Source organism: Ancylomarina sp., assembly GCF_041555295.1.
Lineage (GTDB): Bacteria > Bacteroidota > Bacteroidia > Bacteroidales > Marinifilaceae > Ancylomarina.
Window position 1 is genome coordinate 1 of sequence record NZ_JBFFKR010000318.1, and the last position, 3,429, is coordinate 3,429.

Annotated in this window: 4 protein-coding genes; 1 reads left to right on the top strand and 3 read right to left on the bottom strand. The window is 33.8% G+C overall.

The genetic code is table 11. The features are described 5' to 3' along the window. Positions 1 to 64: 64 nt before the first annotated feature. Complete coding sequence (gene rnc / locus ABY905_RS15225) at positions 65 to 811, top strand: ribonuclease III (RefSeq protein WP_372645405.1); 747 nt, start codon at positions 65 to 67, stop codon at positions 809 to 811. Between the two features lie 97 nt (positions 812 to 908). Here the strand turns inward: rnc and ABY905_RS15230 are convergent, their stop codons facing one another. From ABY905_RS15230 to ABY905_RS15240, 3 genes are all read right to left on the bottom strand, one after another. Beyond that, positions 909 to 1,049 (bottom strand): hypothetical protein, encoded by a 141-nt coding sequence (locus ABY905_RS15230; RefSeq protein WP_372645407.1) that lies wholly within the window; start codon positions 1,047 to 1,049, stop codon positions 909 to 911. Positions 1,050 to 1,143: 94 nt separating this feature from the next. Next, entirely contained in the window at positions 1,144 to 1,575 is a 432-nt protein-coding gene (locus ABY905_RS15235) for a hypothetical protein (RefSeq protein WP_372645409.1), read from the bottom strand. 138 nt (positions 1,576 to 1,713) lie between these two features. Further along, on the bottom strand, positions 1,714 to 3,429 hold a 1,716-nt coding region (locus tag ABY905_RS15240), incomplete at its 5' end, for an ATP-binding protein (RefSeq protein ID WP_372645411.1).

Sequence of the window (3,429 nt, forward strand, 5' to 3'; positions counted from 1 at the left end):
CAATACGTTTGGTTTTGGTGGACACAATGCTTCAGTAATTTTCAAATCTTTTACTGAATAATTTGTGATTAAATCTATTATTCAATCCATAAAACTTCGATTCTTACCTAAGAGGGAGTTTTATGGATTGACTTTTGATCTTTTAGGCTTTACGCCTAATAAAATTGATTTGTATGAGCTTGCGCTTGTGCATAAATCAGCGTCTATCCCTTGTAAGGATGGGGCTCCTATGAATAATGAGCGTCTTGAATATTTAGGCGATGCCATATTAGGATCTATAACGGCTGATATTCTTTACAAATACTTTCCCAATAAGAGTGAGGGTTTTCTTACTCAAATCCGTTCTAAAATAGTTAGTCGTGAATCTTTAAATAGGTTGGCTCTCGCAATTGGATTGGATAAACAGGTCATGTCGAATGTTAACCTGAATAATAACAAACATATTTATGGTGATGCATTCGAAGCTCTGATTGGAGCTATTTATCTTGATCAGGGATATTCTGTAACTAAAACTTTTATCGAAGACAAAATCATCCGTAACTATATTGATATTGAAGAAGTGGTTAATGTGGAAACAAATTTTAAGAGCAAACTTATTGAGTGGGCTCAGAAAAATAAGAAGGATGTCGTTTTTGATACTCGTGAAGATGGACTAGATAAGGTGATGAAATTGCCTGTTTTCGTTTCAGAAGTTGAAGTTGAGAAAAGCATGCTGGGGAAAGGTATTGGTGCATCTAAGAAGGAGGCTCAACAAATGGCTGCAAAAGAAGCTTTAATGCAGCTTGAGGAACCTTTGGTAGCTACAGCATAGTTGTAGTTAATAATTTATTCTGCTCGCAGAGCAAAAGAGGATGATAGTCAGCTATCATCCTCTTTTGATTTAGTAGTATCACACAAAGTGTGTAAGTCTATTTTCCCTTTTCCTCAGTCTTCTTAGATTTCCTTTTTTTCTTAAATTTTTTTGTCGTTTTACCATCTTCGGATATTTCGACTTCTATATCAATATCTTCATCATGATCTGATGTCCATTCTATCTTGATAATTTTCACATTGCCATCTTTGGAGATATCTAAATCGATATCTTCGTTAATGATGTAAACTTTCTTGCCCTTTGAATGTTTCTTATGATATTTCCATCTTCGTCTATAATTTCAATTTTGATGGTTTTGTGTTCCCATCTCCCTCAGTGACGATGATGTTTTCATCATCGTCAGAAATGACTCTAATGTGTTTACTCATTTTAGAATGAAGAGAAGAATCTGAATCATGAAATTTTTTAACGATAAATTTGTGTTTCCCATGTGAGTCTTTATCATCAGAAGTCCACATAAAGTCCTCACCTTCTACCATCTCGAATAGAGAGTCGGATAGATGCTTTGAATTGATGTTTTTCATGATTTCTTTGTGATCTTTAAACTCATGAACGATGGTGTCAAATTTTATTGTTTTACCATCTTTATTAATTAGAATTTTAACTTTGGCTTCTTTCTTCTTTTTGGTTTCTTGAGCTGTTGTACTTTGTGAGTACAAGAAGATGAGCCCAATTATTAAAAGCAAGAGTGATAGTCGTTTCATAATTCCTGAAATTTAGTTTTGATTAAATAACTACTTCCAAGATTAGAAATTGTCTTATCTAAAAGGTGTTAAGCTTTGACTAAAAAGAGTTAAGAAAACCTTAATGTTTTGAGGTTAATTCGCTGGAACGAAATCAATTTAAGTGCTGATTGTTTGTTTTGGTATTGAAAATGAAAAACAGGAACCTTTACCAATTTCACTCTCAACCCATATATTTCCATTATGTTTTTTTACGAATTCAAAACATAATATTAAGCCTAAGCCTGTTCCCATTTCGCCGTCTGTACCTGTAGAACTTGTGTTAAATTCTATTGAAAACAGTTTATCGATTATATCTTGTGACATACCAACACCATTATCACATATTCTAATCAGTAATTCATCGTCTTTATCAAAAGCTTCAATAGATATTTGCCCCTCTTTAGGGGTGAATTTCACAGCATTTGAAAGTAAATTGCGGACAATGGTTCTTATCATGTTTGGGTCTGCCAATACTGTGATATGTTCGTTAATATTATGAGTTAACCTTATATTCTTGGATTCGGCTATACCTTCTATGATCTGAATAGGATTTTTTAGTTCCTTCTGCAAGTTGATTAGTTCAGGATTATATTGGATTGACCCAGTTTGTGTTCGTGACCACTCGAGCAGATTTACTAATAATTCAAATCCTTGTTCTGAAGAAGTTTCGATAACTTTGGCAAGTTCTATAGCTTCGGTTTTATTACTTGATTCAATTGCTTCGATAAGATAAGAACTTAGAGTGATTAGTGCATTAAATGGGTTTCGTAAGTCATGAGCAATAATTGAGAAAAATTTGTCTTTTGTTGCATTTAGAGCTCGCATTTTTTGTTCTGTTAGCTTGAGAGCTGTCACATCGTGACCAACCCATATTCTAAGATCTTTACTTAACTCAAATGATGCCCAGTACTTATAACTGTCCTGTCCATTTTTACGTTTGACATGAGAGAGTCGGTATTCTTCGGAAGGGGAGTTGATGAATTCCTTGATGGTTTCAATTGAATCAGAATGGTATAATTCTTCGAACGGTAGTGGGGTATTTAAGATTTTGTCTGCGCTATAGTTGAAATTTTCTTCGCATTGTTTATTCCATAGTTTGATTAATCCTTTAGGATTGAACCCAAAAATGTAGACGGGCGCATTTTCAACTACGATTCTGAATTTTTGCTCACTCAATTTCAAGTCATCCAGGCTTTTCAGGTGATTCTTTAAAAGCTTATTTACTGAGTTTGACAGCCGTCTTAATTCATTGAGATTAAACATGTCTTCCTTGAGTAATTGCTGTTTTGAAATTGCTGATTCAAATTCTGAAATAAAATTGTTGAAATTATTTCTGATTCTTTTATTTATATATTGACTTAGAATAAAAAATAATGCAGATGCTCCAAGCATAACCAACAGTAGATAAGCGACTCTTCGGATGGAATTTCTTAAAAGCTCCTTTTCCCTTTGGGCTATAGCTTTATCTATAGTTGCAGTACTGGATGATGCACCAATCATCCATTCCCATTGATTATATCCTTTTACATAGGTAACTCGGGGTGTATATTTCCCTGTGGTCGCATCAATCCATGAGTATCTTAGGAAATCCCCCTCTGTGTTTTTGGCAATATTAAGTTCTTCCTCAAATATTTTAAGTCCTTTATCATCAGAAATATCTTTAATACTTACTCCATCCTTGTATTTGGCTGAGTTTATTATGAGTGCTTTCCCGTCATAATCATTTATAAATAAATGCCATTTTGTTGGATCGTAAGACTGACGAAACCATTTCAAGGTTTCGTGTTTTAAATCTTCCTTAAAATCATCTTGATACTCACCCAATCCAAAAAA